Source organism: Chryseobacterium sp. Marseille-Q8038 (assembly GCF_965111995.1).
Genome location: NZ_CBCOPN010000002.1, coordinates 1,135,254 through 1,152,141, shown reverse-complemented (window position 1 = coordinate 1,152,141; position 16,888 = coordinate 1,135,254). Strand labels below are relative to the sequence as shown.

At 34.7% G+C, this 16,888-nt stretch carries 18 protein-coding genes; 10 read left to right on the top strand and 8 right to left on the bottom strand.

Annotation, left to right across the window (positions count from 1 at the left end; translation table 11 throughout):
* Positions 1–45: 45 nt before the first annotated feature.
* Both ACWPWS_RS19235 and tilS read right to left on the bottom strand, forming a co-directional pair.
* Entirely contained in the window at positions 46–606 is a 561-nt protein-coding gene (locus ACWPWS_RS19235) for an RNA polymerase sigma factor (RefSeq protein ID WP_454047591.1), read from the bottom strand.
* Complete coding sequence (gene tilS / locus ACWPWS_RS19230) at positions 579–1,931, bottom strand: tRNA lysidine(34) synthetase TilS (RefSeq protein WP_454047590.1); 1,353 nt, start codon at positions 1,929–1,931, stop codon at positions 579–581. Before tilS ends, ACWPWS_RS19235 begins: the two co-directional genes overlap by 28 nt.
* An 87-nt stretch (positions 1,932–2,018) precedes the next feature.
* On the opposite strand from tilS, the gene ACWPWS_RS19225 reads away from it, so the two are divergent.
* Positions 2,019–2,852, top strand: coding sequence for an OmpA family protein (locus ACWPWS_RS19225; protein WP_105681698.1), 834 nt, complete (start codon positions 2,019–2,021; stop codon positions 2,850–2,852).
* A gap of 52 nt (positions 2,853–2,904) precedes the next feature.
* Here the strand turns inward: ACWPWS_RS19225 and ACWPWS_RS19220 are convergent, their stop codons facing one another.
* Genes ACWPWS_RS19220 through ACWPWS_RS19210 form a run of 3 tightly spaced genes read right to left on the bottom strand, consistent with a single transcriptional unit; the run spans position 2,905 to position 5,089 of the window.
* Positions 2,905–3,867, bottom strand: a complete 963-nt coding sequence (locus tag ACWPWS_RS19220; protein ID WP_454047589.1) for a hypothetical protein — start codon at positions 3,865–3,867, stop codon at positions 2,905–2,907.
* A gap of 4 nt (positions 3,868–3,871) precedes the next feature.
* Positions 3,872–4,444, bottom strand: coding sequence for a hypothetical protein (locus ACWPWS_RS19215; protein ID WP_454047588.1), 573 nt, complete (start codon positions 4,442–4,444; stop codon positions 3,872–3,874).
* A gap of 51 nt (positions 4,445–4,495) precedes the next feature.
* A complete protein-coding gene (locus ACWPWS_RS19210; protein ID WP_209786879.1) occupies positions 4,496–5,089 on the bottom strand; it encodes a hypothetical protein in 594 nt (197 codons plus the stop codon).
* Positions 5,090–5,934: 845 nt separating this feature from the next.
* Between ACWPWS_RS19210 and ACWPWS_RS19205 the strand changes: the two genes are divergently transcribed.
* The 6 genes from ACWPWS_RS19205 to ACWPWS_RS19180 all read left to right on the top strand — a co-directional run bounded on the left by ACWPWS_RS19205 (position 5,935) and on the right by ACWPWS_RS19180 (position 9,745).
* Entirely contained in the window at positions 5,935–6,090 is a 156-nt protein-coding gene (locus ACWPWS_RS19205) for a CCPGW family putative bacteriocin (RefSeq protein WP_454047587.1), read from the top strand.
* A 129-nt stretch (positions 6,091–6,219) separates the two neighbouring features.
* On the top strand, positions 6,220–6,867 hold the full coding sequence (locus tag ACWPWS_RS19200) for an O-methyltransferase (RefSeq protein ID WP_105681695.1): 648 nt from the start codon (positions 6,220–6,222) through the stop codon (positions 6,865–6,867).
* An 87-nt stretch (positions 6,868–6,954) separates the two neighbouring features.
* Positions 6,955–7,671 (top strand): C40 family peptidase, encoded by a 717-nt coding sequence (locus ACWPWS_RS19195; protein WP_454047586.1) that lies wholly within the window; start codon positions 6,955–6,957, stop codon positions 7,669–7,671.
* A gap of 22 nt (positions 7,672–7,693) precedes the next feature.
* Positions 7,694–8,161: a DUF1648 domain-containing protein gene (locus tag ACWPWS_RS19190; protein WP_454047585.1), complete on the top strand. Its 468-nt coding sequence runs from the start codon at positions 7,694–7,696 to the stop codon at positions 8,159–8,161.
* Entirely contained in the window at positions 8,158–8,502 is a 345-nt protein-coding gene (locus ACWPWS_RS19185) for a cupin domain-containing protein (protein WP_454047584.1), read from the top strand. Before ACWPWS_RS19190 ends, ACWPWS_RS19185 begins: the two co-directional genes overlap by 4 nt.
* Positions 8,503–8,506: 4 nt before the next feature.
* Entirely contained in the window at positions 8,507–9,745 is a 1,239-nt protein-coding gene (locus tag ACWPWS_RS19180) for a 3-deoxy-D-manno-octulosonic acid transferase (protein WP_454047583.1), read from the top strand.
* Here ACWPWS_RS19180 and ACWPWS_RS19175 read toward each other — a convergent pair.
* From ACWPWS_RS19175 to ACWPWS_RS19165, 3 genes are read right to left on the bottom strand one after another with little or no spacing between them, the layout of a single operon-like run.
* Positions 9,737–10,363, bottom strand: a complete 627-nt coding sequence (locus ACWPWS_RS19175) for a calponin homology domain-containing protein (protein WP_105681691.1) — start codon at positions 10,361–10,363, stop codon at positions 9,737–9,739. The genes ACWPWS_RS19180 and ACWPWS_RS19175 overlap by 9 nt on opposite strands.
* Positions 10,363–11,121: a glycosyltransferase family 2 protein gene (locus ACWPWS_RS19170; RefSeq protein WP_454047582.1), complete on the bottom strand. Its 759-nt coding sequence runs from the start codon at positions 11,119–11,121 to the stop codon at positions 10,363–10,365. The genes ACWPWS_RS19175 and ACWPWS_RS19170 overlap by 1 nt, the downstream gene beginning before the upstream one ends.
* A 22-nt stretch (positions 11,122–11,143) precedes the next feature.
* Positions 11,144–12,175, bottom strand: a complete 1,032-nt coding sequence (locus ACWPWS_RS19165) for an acyltransferase family protein (RefSeq protein ID WP_309513531.1) — start codon at positions 12,173–12,175, stop codon at positions 11,144–11,146.
* Positions 12,176–12,320: 145 nt separating this feature from the next.
* Between ACWPWS_RS19165 and ACWPWS_RS19160 the strand changes: the two genes are divergently transcribed.
* The 3 genes from ACWPWS_RS19160 to ACWPWS_RS19150 all read left to right on the top strand — a co-directional run bounded on the left by ACWPWS_RS19160 (position 12,321) and on the right by ACWPWS_RS19150 (position 16,885).
* A complete protein-coding gene (locus ACWPWS_RS19160) occupies positions 12,321–12,797 on the top strand; it encodes a lipocalin-like domain-containing protein (RefSeq protein ID WP_209786887.1) in 477 nt (158 codons plus the stop codon).
* Positions 12,798–12,967: 170 nt separating this feature from the next.
* On the top strand, positions 12,968–15,781 hold the full coding sequence (gene leuS / locus ACWPWS_RS19155) for a leucine--tRNA ligase (protein WP_454047581.1): 2,814 nt from the start codon (positions 12,968–12,970) through the stop codon (positions 15,779–15,781).
* 240 nt (positions 15,782–16,021) lie between these two features.
* Positions 16,022–16,885: a MotA/TolQ/ExbB proton channel family protein gene (locus tag ACWPWS_RS19150; RefSeq protein ID WP_105681686.1), complete on the top strand. Its 864-nt coding sequence runs from the start codon at positions 16,022–16,024 to the stop codon at positions 16,883–16,885.
* Positions 16,886–16,888 lie beyond the last annotated feature (3 nt).

The following is a 16,888-nucleotide window of genomic DNA, read 5'->3' as shown; positions in this document are numbered from 1 at the left end:
AAAAATCACCCACAAACTCTAAATTTTTATGTAAGTATTTGATTATCAGATGGAAAAAATACTTTTGTTTTTAACCTTTTTAATTTGCTCTACACATTTATACTTTTGATTCTGAGCATTATGTTTGCTGGAATATTGATATTTATCCTGGATTTCTTCAATACTTTTGTTTTCAATAAAAATGTCATGAATCAGATTCTGACAATGTGAAGAAATAGACTTAATATAACCAACCAGTTTTTCCCAGTAATACCTTTCATTTTCAATGGCAGTACTTATTTCCTCCTGATGTTCCATAAAATAGCTTTCCGGAGACTCCACATAGAAATTTTTGTTTTTTAGTTTTTTAAACCAAAGATTTTTTACAATTCCGATAATATAATTTCCCAGACAGGTTTGAACTTTGAAGTCATCAGCATTGAGCTTTTCGTAAAGAATCAGTAATGCATCCTGGAAAATATCTTCTGCATCTTCCAGATTACCTTTATTCTTGAGAATAAAATTTTTAGTATAACCGAAATACTGTTGGTATAAAATTCCAAAAGCTATATTGCTGTCTTTCTTAAAATCATCAACAGCTAACGAATTAGTTGTTTTTCTGTCCACTTTACAGTTATCTTTTTTTGCGTAGTTCTGTCTGCCTGATATCTGCGATCCTGTCTAAGGGGGATGACTCCCAAAATATGGTTTCCTGAATCACAGAGTAACCAGATCTTTTCCTTGATCAATGCAGATAATTTTTCGTCCCTAAAAAATTTAGAAACTTTCTTTTTCCCTGAAAACCCTGCCGGATAAAATTCATCTCCATCCTGTTGTTTTCTCAGAAGGAGAGGGAATTGAAGTTTTTCAGCATCAAAGTCCCATTCAAATCTTTTACCGATCCCGTCAATGTTTTCAATAGCATTTACGAGGTCAATGCAGATTTGGTTTTTGGAAAAATCAAAATTTTTGATCAGTACTATTTCTTCCGGAGTTTCCTGTTCTTCGCTTTTATCAATGAAAATAAGTTCATCACGGTTGACAATCAACTGGTATTCTTTTGAAAAGAAAGAACTGTTGTTTTCTGCTGTAAAAATTTTGGGGATTTCTTCCTCCTGACTGAATCCGTATTTTTTTAAGATTTCAAATTTTACGAAATCACTTTCCTGATCCAGCTTTTCCTTTGATAGGATTTTATAGTTTTGGTTAAATATCGTGAGTTGATTTTCTATCTCCTGAATCTGTTTATGGACAAAATTTTTAGTCTGATTGAGATACAAAGAACTTTTCCTGAAGTTTTCCAGAAAGTGGTCGTTGGTTTCCATAAGCATCGGAACAATCTTATTCCTGATCTTATTTCTCAGATAATCATCCTTTTTGTTAGAAAGATCTTCCCGGAATTCGATGCTATTCTCTTCAGCAAACTGATAAATTTCTTTTTTGGAAAAGTCTAAAAGAGGGCGAAGTATGGCATTATCATTCGATGGAATTCCGCTTAGTCCATTGATTCCTGCGGCTTTGGAAAGATTAATGATGAAAGTTTCCAGCTGATCATTGAGGTGATGGGCTGTAACAAGAAATTCCAGGTTTTCTTTTCTCTGGATTTCTTTAAAAAAGGTATACCGGAGCTCTCTTGCCCAAAGCTGGATAGAATTTTCCGGTTTCTGATCTTTTGCTGAAACTTCATACAAATGAAATTTTATATGATTTTTCTCACAAAAATCCTGCACTGTTTTCTGATCCAGGTCTGAATCATGACCACGTAGTTTATAATTGATATGAGCTACCTGAAACCGGAATTTTGAACCCTGAATTTCCTGCCCGAAATCCCTGAACAAAGAGGCTAAAACCATAGAGTCCGCACCTCCGCTTACCGCCAGAAGAAACGTGTGGTTTTCCGGTTCGTATACGAGATTTTTTAATTGGTTGATAAAGGTTAATTTTTTCAACATATATGTTGAGAATTTCTTTTATGCAAAGATAACCGATATAATTCAATTGAATTTTCCTAACTTTGAGTAGTCTAAAAATGATTATTTATGAAGATTTTAAAAGTTTTAGCAGTTTCTGCAATGGCGCTGGGGATGACATCTTGTGTCAGCAAAAAGCAGTATGATGCTTTGAGCACAAACTATAAGCAGTGTATTGAAAATATTGGAGAAAGACAAAGAGAAATTCAGGATTTGAAATCTCAGAACTCTGCATTGTCAGGTGAAAACAACTTGTTGAAAAGTCAGCATGATGCTTTAAAATCATCTCTTGATGCATGTTTATCCAATACAGGAAAAAGTTCTGCTAACATTGATAAACTGGTAGGTGAAATCAATGCTTCCAATTCTTATATCAAGCAATTAATCTCAAGCAATGCTAAGAATGACAGCTTGAACCTTGCATTGTCTAACAAACTGAAAAGATCTTTGGATAATGTATCAGATGAAGATGTACAGGTAAAAGTATTGAAAGGAGTAGTAATGATCTCTCTTTCAGACAAAATGCTATACAAAACAGGAGACTACAATATTTTACCTGCAGCTCAGGAAGTGTTAGGTAAAGTAGCAAAAGTAATCAACGATTACGATAAATACTCCGTATTAATTGAAGGTAACACCGATAACGCTCCGTTGAACTCTCCAAATCTTCCAAGAGACAACTGGGATCTTTCTGCATTGAGAGGTACTTCTGTGGCTAAAGTTCTTCAGACTCAGTTTGGAGTAGATCCGGCAAGAATTACGGCTGGAGGACGTTCTGAATACAATCCGAAAGCTACTAATATGAGCGTTTCAGGAAGATCGGAAAACAGAAGAACAGAAATCATCATTATGCCTAAGCTTGATGAGTTTATGAAACTGATGGATATCGCTCCTAAGAAATAATGATTAAACCATATATCAAAATAAATCCCGAAGCAATTCGGGATTTGTTTTTTTATGAGCTAACCTGTTTTGGGATATACTCCACAGAAATTTTTTTCTTTGAAGAAGAGACTTCCTTTTTTGCATACTGTTCAAAATAAAAATTGGTGATATTCCAGACGATCATAATAGCTGAAAAATAATATAAATTGAGAACAAGTGCAATTCCTATATGCATGGAGACTGTAAGGAAAAGCCATGTCTTTTGTGTTGGTTTATACCAGATGAAAAATGGATAGCACATTTCAATGATAATCGTACTCCATCCGATGAAGCTTAAAATATAAGAATGTTCTGTAAGCCAGCTGAAATCAATATTCAGATCCCTGTTAGAGTAGGGAAGATGAATAGCTTTCCAGATAGACTCTCCATTCCACCAGTTAAAACCTAAAGCTTTGTCCAATCCTGAAAAAAAATAGGCCATAGAAATATGAATCTGAAATAATCTTTTAACCGGCATAATGTTGATATCTCCAGTTGTTCTGCTGAACACAAGATTCCTAAGGGAGAAATGCTGGTCAGCAGGAAAAAGAATCAGGTAAAATAAAGACATGCTTGTGAAAAAATCTGCACCATACGCAAAGAAAGAACTTCCTTTCAATAGTGCTATCTGCAGTATAAGTAATAAAAAGGCAGAAATTCTGGAATAAAACCCGGTGATGATAAAGATACATAATGTGATGAATGATATTTTGGTGATCACAATTGTTGTGCTTTCTTCAATACCATAGTTTTGTAAAAAGCTGACCATTTTAGGGAAGGTAATCAGCCAGTCTGGAGTGAAAACACCCATGATATCTTGTGGAATGATACTGCTGCTTGAAAATAATGTATCAAAATCCGGCAGCACTGCAATAAATTGTAAAAGGATAACAGCTCCTATGGCAACCCGGAAGAAGCTTAAGAATTCCGTTTTATTATCCTGTCTGAAAAAGAAGTTTTCAACTTTCGCATAGAGTATATTCAGTTTTTTCATGGCTCTAATGTTTGAATTCATCAATAAGAATCAGATTTTCATTCGTTTTTCCCTGTTTGAAATCTGCAATAGTAGGATAGTCGTACAGGTAGAGGCGCGTTGTGACGCTTGCTGCTTTTGGATTTTCCTTCATGACATGTGCTGCGATCTGTCTGATAATAATATCCAGATACTGATAATATTTGCTGTCATAGTTTTTTTTGTCAGAGATTTTATCAAGAAACATATTGAAAACAGTGGTATATCTTACTCTGCTTTCTTTGTTTTTAAAATGAGGCAGATTTTTTTGTTCAAGGATATTTCCCTGCTGATCTTTCAATTCAAAGCTCATTACAAAATCACTGGCAACATTAGGAGCGTAGAAACCATATCCTGTATCAAAACCAGTATAAGAAGTAAATATATTAACGGGTTTCGACTGGGCAATGTTTTCCGAAATACTATAAGCCAGCGGTTTTTCATAGTTTTTGTTTTCATAATAAAAACCGTAATAGCCATCAAATGTTCCTTTCAGACCAATAACAAAGACCACCAGCAGAATAATAAAAATTCCGGATAACTGAAGTTTTCTTTTCATGGTAAAAGATTTAGAAAAGGCTGTCTTTAGGCTAAAAACAGCCTTTTGAGGTTATTTGTAATTGAGCAATACATTATTAAGTTTTACATTGATTCTGGGATCAATAGCTGTATTGACTTTGTAAGATTTCATGATCACATTGGTTAGGTTCTTTCTTCCCATTGTTGGCGGGCAAATGGTGTATTCTTCGGCACCTCTTACCGTTAATTTACTTAAAGATGAAATGTCCTTCTGACTTAATAATGCAGCGTTGGTAGCAACCTGATTGTTTTGAATAGCATAATAATCTGCTCCAAGTTCTTTAGCTCCATATTTTTTCAGAATTCCTTCTACTTTAGCTCTTAAATCACCATATTTTTTCCAGTCGATATTGGCTTTCATTAAGCATCCACGGATCACATACTGTCTGTTGATTTTGTAAATAATAAAATTAGTTCCCAAACTATTCTGATGAAGTTTTTGCAGGCTTAATAAACTCTTCATGTCTTCATCAGAAATTTTTTTGACATCTTTCAGAATGTAATTATTGTCTACAATGTAATTGCCTTTCTCTTTGTAAAAAGACATTTCCTGAGGTTTTAGCTGGGAAAATATAATAACAAGTCCCACTATTGCTCCAATTAAAAATAAAGTCTTTGTTTTCATGTGGTTGTTTTTAAAATATCCCTACTCTGTTTTAGGATTTTCGGGTTCCTCCTTTATTTGAATGTTTCATGGTTGGAAAACTTCTATCAAAGGTAGAGGCATAGCAGTAGTAATACACAGGTGTTTTTCCTGTTTTTTATAAGGATTTTGACTTTTGAAGTGAATCTGAAGAAGATTATTTTTCAGAAATAATGTCTATTCATGAGCATTTCAGGCAATGAGATATTACTTAAAACATAAATTCTGAAGACGTGTAGATAGAACTTAGCAAAGTTCTGTTGAATAAACTGTAGTGAAATAGGCTCCCGTAAGGAAATTAAGAAGGTTAATCCGGAGCTCGGGCAGAATGATTGGTGTAATGGGAAGAAGAAACAATCTTGATGTAAAGCAAAAATAAATCCCGAAGGTGGCCGGGATTTATTTTTTAATCAAATTAATTCTTCTTTTTTCAAGAGCGAAATAATTCGTTGCAAAAATGAAGTGGATATTTCTTTCTTAGTTTTTGCTGCAGAAGAATCAGTTCTACTTTTCAGTACAACTTTTTTGTGATTCTCATGGTTAGTTTGTGTCTCTCCTGCAATCATCTTGTTTTCTCTTAGTGTTTTTACCCCTTATTCTTATTGCAAACTTACAACGGATACCACAAAAACACCATCCGTATTTTCCCGGTATTTCATATGGGGTTTTCCCGGTATGATGTATTTTTTTTTATTTCTAACCAATTATTAGCGTATAATTAGTTGGTTAACAAAAGAATGTGTATATTTAAATCCCTTTAAAAGGAAATAAAAAAGAGGTGTCCGAAAATCTTAAAGAGTAGGAAATTAATACTAAACAAAATAATTATGAAAAATTCAAAAAAACTTTCAAGAGAAGAAATGAAAACTGTACAAGGTGCTATTAGAGGATGTAATCCACAGATCTTTTGTACCAGCCCACAAACAGAGTGTTGCCCGGGATGGGTTTGTGCTGGTATAAGACAATATTGTATAGCAGTATAATGATTTTTTACATAAAATTTAGATATGGCTAAGAAAAAGAGAGGGATTAATTTCTCTCTTTTTTTGTATCTTCTTGTTGAATTTAAAAACTAGCTTTAAAATCCTTAAATTTGTTTAAATTAAAATGGTATGAGTTTTTTTGAAGAAAAGAATCCTGAAATGGATAGATATTTGGAAGCACACGCTTCTTCAGAATCCGAAATTCTGAAAAAGCTGAGAAGAGAGACTTATCAGAAAACGACACAGCCTCATATGATTTCCGGGTATCAGCAGGGAAGATTACTGACTATTATTTCCCAGATGCTGCAGCCGAAAAGTATTCTTGAAATAGGAACATTCACGGGATATGCTACCTTATGTCTGGCATCAGGATTAGCAAAAGACGGAAAAATTACTACGCTGGACGTTAACGAAGACCTGGCCTATCTTCCCAGAAAATATTTCGAGTCTAGTGAATATGCCGGTCAGATTGATTTTAAACTTCAGGATGCCAAAGAATATTTAAAAGAAACAGATGAATTTTTTGATCTGATTTTTGTAGATGCCGATAAGGAAAACTACGCCGAATATTTCAGACTGATTAAACCCCATACAAAATCCGGAACAGTAATCCTTTTTGATAATGTGCTATGGTATGGAAAAGTTTTGGAGGAAAACCCAAAGCTGAAATCTACGCAGTCTATTCAGGAATTAAATGATTTAGCGGCAAAAGACGAAGATTTTGAAAATCTTATTTTACCTTTGCGTGATGGAGTTAATTTTCTTCGCAGAAAGTAATTAAAATATCCAAAGATTACGACATTTAAAGAAAGTACAGATGGTATTTTTAATCTTTAAATTATTCAATCTTTAAATTGAGAGTTAATGAATAAAGGAATTTGTATTGTTACAGTAGCACCCGTTCGTGCAGAAAATTCTGACAGAGCTGAAATTGTTACGGAAATATTGTTTGGTGAAAGTGCAGATATTTTGGAAGTAGATAAAAACTGGACCAAAATAAAAATGCATTATGATGGCTATGAAGGATGGATGGATACCAAACAGCTGAAACCAGTGACAGATGAAGAGCTAGCTAATAGAAAAGTGACTGTTGTTACCGAAGATTTTTCTTCTGTACTGATGAACGATGGAAAAACTTTACTTTCTATGGGATCAGAAGTAGAGTTTCCGGTGGTTGCTTCCAGAAGAAGTCATGATGTGCGTGAAAGTATTGCATTGACGGCGAAAGAATTCCTTAATGTACCTTATCTGTGGGGTGGCAAAAGCTTTTTTGCAGTAGACTGCTCCGGATTTACCCAACTGGTTTATAAAATCCATAATATTAAAATACCGAGAGATGCATCACAGCAGGCTGAGGTGGGAGAACCGCTTACTTTCATAGAAGAAACACAGCCGGGAGATCTTGCTTTCTTTGAAAATGCAGAAGGAAAAATTATTCACGTAGGAATTATGCTGGATAATCAAAAGATCATCCATGCTTCCGGGAAAGTAAGAATTGATACACTGGATTCCACAGGGATTTTCAATAAAGAAATGAATAAGCATACTCATAAACTGAGAGTGCTGAAAAGTGTAATCTAATCCTAATTCAATCTTATCTGAAATGGAAAATATTCTTTTTACAATTTTTGATATTTTTAATTTTGGATTAGTCGTTTTTCTGTGGTGGTTTACCCTGAAAAATTATAATACTTTGCCGGAGAGAATTCCTGTACATTTTGATATGGAAGGGAAAGCGGATGGATTTGGAGGAAGAATATATGCCTTTCTGATGCCTGTATTGGTTCTGGGATTATATGCTCTGTTTGTCTATGGTATGAGACATCCCGAAGACACTAATTTCCCAGTAGAGATTACAGCTCAGAATATGAATGCTCAGTTTTTAGTTATGAAAATTGGATTGAGAATTCTTTTTTTGCTGCTGGCAGTTATTTTTATGAATATTCAGGACTATATGTTCAGATCTGCTGTTGATGATCAGGCTAAACCGAGAATTACATTTGCCACCATCTTTTTATCTGTTGTTTTATTTACTCCTGCATTACTTTTTATCGCCCATCTATTCAAATGATACACTCTAAAGATAATTCAGAACATTACACCTGGGGAAACCGATGTGACAGCTGGATCCTTAAAAATACACAAAGCTTGTCCGTAAAGCAGGAGAAGATGCCTGCAGGAACTTCAGAAAAATTGCACTTTCATAAAGTGGCAGAACAGTTTTTTTATATTCTGAAAGGAGAAGCGGTATTTTACATTAATGAAGAAAAATTCTTGATTGGTCAGGGAGAATCTATATCCATTGAAGCAGGATCAAAACATTTTATCTCCAATGAATCCACTGAAGAAATTGAGTTTTTAGTCATATCCAATCCTCCTACGGATCATGACAGAATTGAAATTAAAGAATAATAAAATGGCTTTTCTCTACAATATATTTATCAGTTTCCTTACTTTCGGAATGAAGTGTTTTGCATTGATTAATGATAAAACTAAAAAAGGCGTTGAAGGAAGAGGAGAATCTTTAAGTAAAGTGAAATCTGCATTTTCAAAGACCGATAAAGTGATTTGGATGCATGCTGCAAGTCTGGGCGAATATGAACAGGGATTACCTGTGCTGGAGAAGCTTAAAGAAAATTTCCCCCAACACAAAGTTCTGGTGACTTTCTTTTCACCCTCAGGATATGAGAATGTTGTTAAAAAGAAACATATTGCAGATGTTATCTGTTATTTACCATTCGATAAAAAAAGCACGGTAAGAGAATTTATAGGTCAGTTTAATACTGAACTATTTTTTACGGTTAAGTATGATTATTGGTACAATCTCCTTGCCGAACTGAAAAATCAAGGAGTGAAGATTTATGTGATTTCTGCATTGTTTTATGAAAGACAATCTTTCTTTACCTCCTATGGGAAATGGTTTGTAAAGCAGCTTCAGAAAAATGTAGACTGGTTTTTTCATCAGACTCAGTTTTCATTGGCTTTGGCGAAAAGTGTAGGGTTGATAAAATCTTCTGTAACGGGAGATACAAGGTTTGACAGAGTGAAACAGCTTCGCGAAAGAGATAATCACGTAGATTTCATTGCAGACTTTAAAGGGGAGCGTAAAGTAGTTGTTTTTGGCAGTTCATGGCAGGCAGAAGAGAAAATAGCAGAAGTCCTTTCCCGGAAAAATAACACGGCGAAACTTATTATAGCACCTCACGATCTGAAAAGAGTAGAGCATTTGAAAAATATATTTCCGGATGCTTTACTGTACAGCGAAATACAACGCTCCCAACCTTCAATGTTCAATGCTCAGATTATGATTATTGACAGCATTGGTCTATTGTCAAAACTATACTCTTATGCAGATGTAGCGGTTGTAGGAGGAGGATTTCATGATGCCGGACTTCATAATATTCTGGAGGCCGCAACCTTTAACGTTCCTGTAATTTTTGGGAATCATTACAAAAAGAATCCGGAGGCTGACGACCTTATCTCAGCCAATGGTGGAAAGGCCTTTCCTGACGAATATACAGCCGCAGAATTTGTTTTATTTCTTATCAATGAAGAGAACAGAGAAGAACTTATCTCGATGTCTCAAAATGCCGGAAAATTTGTTGATGAGAAACCTGATTCTACCAAGATGATTCTTCAGAAAATTTTATCTTAAGAATCCCTGGCTTTTAATGTCTTTCATCATCTGGTCGATGTTATCTGGAATCCTGTCGCATTCCAGCCAATTGAAGTCAAGACCATTGTTAATACAAAGTTTCTGAAGATAGTGATTTTCTAAAAGTTTATTCTGAGTATCACGAAGGTATTCATCAATTTCCATCCAGTAATCTTCATCCAGTTTCTTTATCAGAATCAGAGATTTAAATACTTTATTGATGATATAAATATAAAGCTTGTAAACATTGTCGAATCTTTGTCTGCTGAGGTCACTGTTGTTTTCCAATACCTTATTGATGAGAAGAAGATTCAAAGAAACCTCCCCGAATTTATCCGTAGTAATTTTTACATGTTCTGTAATTTCAGCACTTATTTTTCGAACGATCGTCAGAAAATATTTGGCATTTCCCACATATTTTGATGCTAAAAGAACCTGTTCTTCCACATGATCTTCCATGGAATTTCTCTTATCATCCGTAGTTTCCGGATCAATAAGTTCGAAGTAGAGTTTTTTAGATAATAATTTATCCTTTCTCAGGAGTCTGAAAATAAGTTTGTCCTTTTCGGGACCGGAAAAAGCACTCAGAGCGGCTTTGAACTCTTTTGAATATTCCATTAATTGAAAATTTTCGAATATTTCAGGAATCCGTTTAACGCCCAGTTAGCCGTATAATACAATGATTTTACTGTTGAGAATCCCATGAAATCTTTATAGACAAGATATTGATCTTTGATGATGTTTTTTTTATTTCTGGAAACACTGTTTTCACGCATTCTGTATTTGGCCATCGTCTTTTTTACCGGGTAGCCTTTAGGAATTACTTTCAACAAATTCAGCCACATGACATGATCTTCACGCTTACTTTTCACTGGAAAGAAAAATTTTCCGACTCTTTTGGTGTCATAAATGGTGGAAACCGGCGCCAGTCTGCAGGTTTTAAGTAAATTCGAAAAAGTAACAATTTTGTCGGCTTCGAAATCTTTTAAAATCGGTTCCATTGTATATTCATCGCATCTTGAGTAGTTGCAATATGCCAGTTCTGCATTATTTTCCTGAAGAAAAGTAATCATGCTTTCCAGGTATTCGGGATACCACAAATCATCGGAGTCGAGAAATGCAATATATCTTCCATTAGCTCTTTCAAGACTTTTATTTCGGGCATTTCCGGCTCCTCCATTTTGCTCCAATATCTGTAGTTTTATTCTGGGATCATTATATTTTCTAATGATCTCAACTGTATTATCTTTAGAAAGGTCATCAGTAATCAGCCATTCCCAGTTTTCGTAGCTTTGGTTAAGAACAGACTGTATGGTTTCCTCAATAAATTCTGCAGAATTATAACAGGGAGTGATAATGGAGACAAGATCTTTCATTTATGCTTTTTGAATTGTAAAATTATAAAAATCTTTTTTCATAAAGGTGCCACGAGCTTACCCCTACAGCAATAACTACCAACATGCATACCAGAGCCATTACAAACGGATTGTAATCCTCAAACAATCCTAAGGTCTGGAAAGTTCTGATAATTGGGAAGTGAAAAATGTAAATTCCGTAGGTGAAATCACCATATTTTCCGAAATTATTTAAGAATTTGAATGAATAGGCGATATACATAACGATAACACCAATCATCATTGGAGAAAAAAGCTGAATTTTTAAGTATAAATCAATCCAAACGGTAGCAAGAGCGATGATGAAAATGAGATTTTTATGTTTGATAAATTGATCGAAATTAAAGTAAATCAGCATTCCTGGGATAAAATAGGATAATGTTCCGGGAAGCTGCTTGGCCAGTGAAATTTTATTTAATGACTCAAAATAATTTAAATAAACAAGGGACAAAAAGTATAAAATAACCAAACTTATATTTCTGTATTTATTCTTCTTTCCGAAAAGTAAAAACAACAAAGGGACAGCGAAATAGTAGCACATTTCTATTTTTAATGTCCAAAGAGCGCCATTTACAGCTTGATTTCCAAAAACTCCGGGAAGCCAGGGTGCTTTGAAATTTAAAAATAATGAATTCCAGAAAAGGTATTTGTAAACTTGTGTATTGCTAAAATATTCAGTGAAAGAATAAGTACTTACCAAACTTAGTAAAATAGCACATAAAAAAATAACCAATAAGTAAGCGGGAACAATTCTTTTGATTCTCTTTTTTAAATAACTTTTCAGGCTTGAAGACCTTTCATAACTCCTTGCTATTAGAAATCCGCTGACTGCAAAGAAGCCGAAAACAGCAATTTCTATAGGGCTGTACTCAAAAATTTTAAGATCAGGAGAATTACTGAGGGTGCCAAGATGTCCGAGAAAGACAATAAAGGCAAGGAGAACGCGTATAAAATCAAAATTGTTTTTCGTAATATCCTGCATTTGTATTTTCTTTCTTGCAAAAATAACTTTTTTAATAAAATGAATGGTGCTCATGTATTCATTATTTGTTAAATAGAGGGGAAATGAGGTCTGGCTGTTTTAAAATATATATAAATAAACGTCAATGAAATAATTTTTCATAAAAAATAGTAATATAAATCAAAAAAATTATAATTTTAGCGCTTGAAAAAATTGATCTATGAAGAAATTAGCATTACTATTTGCAGGTTTGTCTTTGTTTGTTGCAGCTACTGGCTGTAGCGATAACAATGATACTGTTCTGGAAGCTCCTCTTGTTGGGACATGGCAACCGTTAAAAGAAGTAGTTACCACTGTAGAAGTTGGTGAAGACCCGGTTTCTAACACGATTACTTATACTGACTGTCAGAAACAGACAAGATGGTGGTTCAGCCCTGATTCCAAAGGTGGGAAAACGAACTGGGGAGATACTGCTACCCCTGGTCAGTGTGCTATTCTTTCAGATATAAAATTTAATTATACCTATAACAAGGAAGGAAAAGACGTTCAGATGAAAATTCAGGGAATAGTAGAACCGCAAAATGCAAAAGTTATTACTTTGGATGCCAATACGCTCAATCTTGCAGTAAGAGAAGAGACTCAGGATCCTACTATATTCCAAACTAGAACTTATACATTTAAAAGAGTTCCTCAATAATAATATACTTCAGGACATAAAAATAGATCTCATCCCAGGATGAGATTTTTTTGTTGAGGGTAAATGGTAATTCATCATAAATTCAATTTCTATTTACTTTAAAATCATTAATTTTGTGAATCTTATTAAAAAGAAAAATAATTCAGTCTAACATATAACATATATATAAAGTGTTTTACGATCATCAGCAGATAGAAAAAAAGTGGCAGAAATACTGGGAGGAAAATCAAACCTATAAAACCTCTAATAATACAGATAAACCCAAGTTTTATGTACTCGATATGTTTCCGTATCCATCCGGAGCAGGACTTCACGTAGGTCACCCGCTGGGATATATTGCCTCGGATATCTATGCGAGATATAAAAGACATCAGGGATTTAATGTTCTTCACCCGGTAGGATATGACAGCTTTGGACTTCCTGCTGAACAGTATGCTATCCAGACAGGACAGCATCCAGCTATTACTACAGAACAGAATATCAACAGATACGAAGAGCAGCTGAGAAAAATCGGTTTCTCATTCGACTGGAGCAGAGAAGTAAGAACTTCAGATGCTTCTTATTATAAATGGACACAATGGATTTTTATCCAGTTGTATCACTCATGGTATAATAAAAATACAGACAAGGCAGAAGCTATTGATTCTTTGATTAAGCATTTTGAAGAAAAAGGAACAGAAGGATTACATGCTAATCAGAATGACGAATTAAATTTCACAGCAGAAGAATGGAAAATTGCTTCTGATCTTGATAAAGAAGATATCCTGTTAAACTATCGTCTTTCTTACAGAGCTGAAACCACTGTAAACTGGTGTCCTGCATTAGGAACAGTATTGGCCAATGATGAAGTGAAAGACGGTAAGTCCGAAAGAGGAGGATTCCCAGTTTTCCAAAAGAAAATGATGCAGTGGAGCATGAGAATCTCTGCATACTCTGAAAGATTATTACAAGGATTAAGTACATTAGACTGGCCACAGCCATTGAAAGACTCTCAGGAATACTGGATTGGAAAATCTCAGGGAGCACAGGTTCAGTTTCAGGTAGAAGGTCATGACGAAATTGTTGAGGTGTTTACTACAAGACCTGATACCATCTTTGGAGCTACTTTCATGGTATTGGCTCCGGAAAATCCTTTGGTAGAAACCATTACTACGGATGCTCAAAAAGTAGAAGTAGATACTTATATTGAAGAAACTTCCAAAAAAACAGAGAGAGACAGAATGTCTGACGTGAAAAACGTGAGCGGTGCTTTCACAGGAAGTTATGCAATCAATCCGTTCAGCAACGAAAAAATGCCGATCTATATTTCAGACTATGTATTGATGGGATATGGAACAGGTGCTGTGATGGCAGTTCCGGCACATGACGAACGTGATCATAGATTTGCAAAGAAATTCAACCTTGAAATTAAAAAAGTTGTAGAAACTGAAGAAGACGTTCAGGAAAAATCTTTTGATTCCAAAGACTCCGTTTGTGTAAACTCTGATTTCTTAAACGGATTGAATTATAATGAGGCAAAGTCAAAAATAATTTCAGAGATCGAAACGAAAGGAATCGGTCATGGAACTACAAATTACAGACAGCGTGATGCTATTTTCTCAAGACAGCGTTATTGGGGAGAACCTGTTCCTATATATTATAAGGATGGGATGCCTTACACATTGCCTACTTCTGCTTTACCATTGGAACTTCCTGAAGTTGAAAAATATTTACCTACAGAAGACGGAGATCCGCCATTAGGAAATGCAAAAGAATTTGCATGGGATGAAGCTAACCAGAAGGTAGTTGCTACAGAACTGGTGGATGATAAAACAATTTTCCCGTTAGAATTATCTACCATGCCAGGTTGGGCAGGAAGCTCGTGGTATTTCCTGAGATATATGGATCCGCAAAATGACGGAGAATTCTGTGCAAAGAATCTTTCAGATTATTGGGGACAGGTAGACCTATATATAGGAGGAAGCGAACACGCAACCGGACACTTGTTATATTCCCGTTTCTGGAACATGTTCTTAAAAGACAGAGGATATATCAATCATGATGAGCCATTCCAGAAATTGATCAACCAGGGGATGATCTTAGGAATGAGTGCATTTGTATACAGAATTGACGGAACTAATCAATATGTATCTAAAAATTTAGCTAAAGATTACCAGACTCAGCAGATTCACGTAGACGTATCCTTATTAAAAGGTACCTCAGACGAATTGGATACTGAAGCTTTCAAAGCATGGAGACCGGATTATGCTAATGCAGAATTTATTCTTGAAGATGGAAAATACATCACAGACCGTGAAGTAGAAAAAATGTCCAAGTCAAAATATAACGTAGTAAATCCTGATGATATCTGTGAAGAGTACGGAGCGGATGGGCTAAGATTATATGAAATGTTCTTAGGACCATTGGAGCAATCCAAGCCTTGGAATACACAAGGGCTAAGCGGAGTGTACGGTTTCCTTAAAAAATTCTGGAACCTGTATTTCAATGGAGAAGTATTTGAAGTTTCAGACGAAGAACCTTCAAAAGCAGAATACAAAGTTTTACATACCTTAATAAAGAAGGTCGTATATGATATTGAAAATTTCTCTTTCAATACCTCTGTATCTTCATTTATGATTGCGGTGAACGAGCTTCAGAAAATAAAATGCAACAAGCGCAATATTTTAGAACCACTGGCCGTTATCATTTCTCCGTATGCTCCTCACATCTGTGAAGAACTATGGAGTTTATTAGGACACGATACATCGATAGAATTTGAAGGATTCCCTGCATTAAATGAAGATTATCTGGTTGAAGACGAAATTGAGTATCCGGTAAGCGTAAATGGTAAAATGAAGTTCAAAATTTCACTTTCAGCTCAATTATCTGCTAAGGAAGTGGAAGATTTGGTGATTTCGAACGAGAAAATGCAACAGATTTTGGAGGGTAAAACCCCTAAAAAAATCATTGTAGTCCCTCACCGTATTGTGAATATCGTAATTTAAAAAAAAATTAACATTGGGAAATTAAAAAAAATGGGTGTCTTATTTTTTTGATTTTTTAATTCAAATGTTAAATTTGGAAAAAATAAATAAAATAATTTAAAATAATTACTATTTCGAAATCGTATTAAATTTTCTTTATCAAAAAAAAGCAAAATGTTTAATTAAGACTCTTGCATTTTAATTAATTTTGCCTTTAATTTACACCCTGTAAAATTTTAAAACAATATAATTTAGTTAAATATGGAAATGAATGTTTCAAAAAATGATGAGCAAGTAGTTGCTAGAAAGGCAGGAGGTTTAAATCCAGCTGTTATTATTCCTATTCTATTTGCTATAGGAGTATGTATTTATTTATTCGTTCTTGGTAGCCCAGGAAACTTTAAAGATGCAGATAAACTAGGAAGTGGTTCTGTAGCTTTTTCAAGTGTTGAAGGAAAAGACATTCACCCAGAATCGTTTTTAGGTATTATCTACAAAGGAGGGGTTATCGTACCAATCTTGATTACTTTCATGATTACTGTAATCGTTTTCTCTTTTGAAAGATATTTCGTTCTTGGTAAAGCAGCTGGAAAAGGAAACTTAGACAACTTCGTTGTTCAAGTAAGAAGCTTACTAAACCAAAACAAAATTGACGAAGCTATCGAAGAGTGTGACAGACAACAAGGTTCTGTTGGTAACGTAGTAAAAGAAGGTCTTACTACTTACAAAGCACTTTCTCACGATACTACATTAAATAAAGAGCAGAAAATGGTAGCTCTTAACAAAGCTATCGAAGAAGCTACTACTCTTGAGATGCCAATGCTTGAGAAAAACATGATGATCCTTTCTACTTTAGGTACTGTTGCAACGCTAATCGCACTTCTTGGTACTGTAATCGGGATGATCAAAGCATTCTTTGCATTAGGTTCAGGAGGTGGTACTCCAGATGCTGCTGCTCTATCTACAGGTATCTCTGAAGCCTTGATCAACACGGCATTAGGTATTGGTACTTCAGCAATCGCTATTATCCTTTATAACTTCTTTACATCTAAAATTGATGGATTAACTTACAAGATCGACGAGATCTCTATGAGTATCCAACAATCTTTTGCTGAATTCAACTAAGAA